The sequence below is a fragment of the Streptomyces sp. NPDC004065 genome, from assembly GCF_044903565.1.
In the GTDB taxonomy this organism is placed as follows: domain Bacteria; phylum Actinomycetota; class Actinomycetes; order Streptomycetales; family Streptomycetaceae; genus Streptomyces.
On sequence record NZ_JBJDQT010000078.1, the window covers coordinates 1 to 1,149 of the forward strand.

The following is a 1,149-nucleotide window of genomic DNA, read 5'->3' on the forward strand; positions in this document are numbered from 1 at the left end:
CTCTGAGTGGGCGGTTCGCAAGGTGTTCCGTTTCTGATTGAGGTGGGGGAACGGCTGCTGGTGGAGGGTGTGTGGCTATCGCTGCCTGGCGAAGTCGCCGGTGTCGGTCTCAGTGAGGATCTCGAGTTTGACCAGGCGTTTCAGCTTGGCGCGGGTGCCTTCGATGTTCTTCGGCAGCAGTTCGTGACCGAGGGCTTCGCAGACGTCCTTGGCCGGTAGCGGTCCGGTCGCGTGGTTGAAGGCGGCGAGGACGCGGGGGTATCCGGGTGCTCGGGCAGCTCCGGCGGGGAGGCGGGGAGCCGGTCGGCGAGGCCGGTGACGGTCTTTCGGGTGATCGTGAGGTGCTCCAGGTGTGTCTCGGCCTCCCTCAGCCGGGTCTGCAGGTTGTCGATCTGTACGCGGAGGTCGTCGGCCAGGGCCCGGGCGGCGTCTTCCTGGAGGTCCAGGGCATCGAGCAGGGGCTGGATGTTCACGCTGCCGCCGCCTGCGCTGTGCGCCAGGTGGGGGTATTCGCGCCGGTGAGGCGTCGGGTCATGACGTGGGTCATCGCCCAGTAGACGCGGGAGGCGGAGGAGGAGGGGCGGTGCTCGTAGTCGCGGACCAGGCGCCGGTGCAGTATCAGGGTCCCGTAGGTCTGCTCGACCCTCCACCGTTTCGACTGCGGCACGAACCCCTAATATGCGGGTCTCGATGTCAAGCCTCCGGTTGTGTCTGAGAAGCTGCCAAGACGTTCTTTGACCGCGACGCGTCGAACTGGGGGAACACGTGGATGTTGCTGAGCACGAGCTGAACCATCCCTGGGAAGGTGTTCTTGTCACGCCCGCTCACGGCAGTGATGCCGGCGTTCTGGTCCTGGCCGGTTCCAGCGGACGCATCGAACACGAGAGAGCTCGCATCCTCGCGCAGCAGGGCATTGCCGCTCTGTCCATCCGCTGGTTCGGCGGACCAGGACAGTCCCCGGGAATTTGCGAGATCCCCTTGGAGACCTTCACCGCCGCGGTCGACCTCCTCACCACGAGCGGGGCCCGGCGCATCGGCATCCTCGGCGTCTCCAAAGGGCTGTCCCGTAAATGATCTTTGACGTGTGTGTTGGCCTGCTGGTTTCTGCGTCACCCGGCAAGGACGAGGTTGTGCAGGCGGGCGATGCCG

2 protein-coding genes and 1 pseudogene are annotated in these 1,149 nt (G+C 65.8%); 1 reads left to right on the forward strand and 2 read right to left on the reverse strand.

Going from position 1 to position 1,149, the window contains the following annotated elements:
- Positions 1-140: 140 nt before the first annotated feature.
- Together ACI2LW_RS33705 and ACI2LW_RS33710 are read right to left on the reverse strand one after the other, a co-directional pair.
- A complete protein-coding gene (locus ACI2LW_RS33705) occupies positions 141-473 on the reverse strand; it encodes a hypothetical protein (RefSeq protein ID WP_404735063.1) in 333 nt (110 codons plus the stop codon).
- A pseudogene (locus tag ACI2LW_RS33710) lies at positions 470-673 on the reverse strand (IS5/IS1182 family transposase); the annotation flags it as partial. The pseudogene ACI2LW_RS33710 and the gene ACI2LW_RS33705, both read right to left, overlap by 4 nt.
- Positions 674-765: 92 nt before the next feature.
- On the opposite strand from ACI2LW_RS33710, the gene ACI2LW_RS33715 reads away from it, so the two are divergent.
- Positions 766-1,074, forward strand: a complete 309-nt coding sequence (locus tag ACI2LW_RS33715; RefSeq protein WP_404735064.1) for a hypothetical protein — start codon at positions 766-768, stop codon at positions 1,072-1,074.
- Positions 1,075-1,149: the final 75 nt, after the last annotated feature.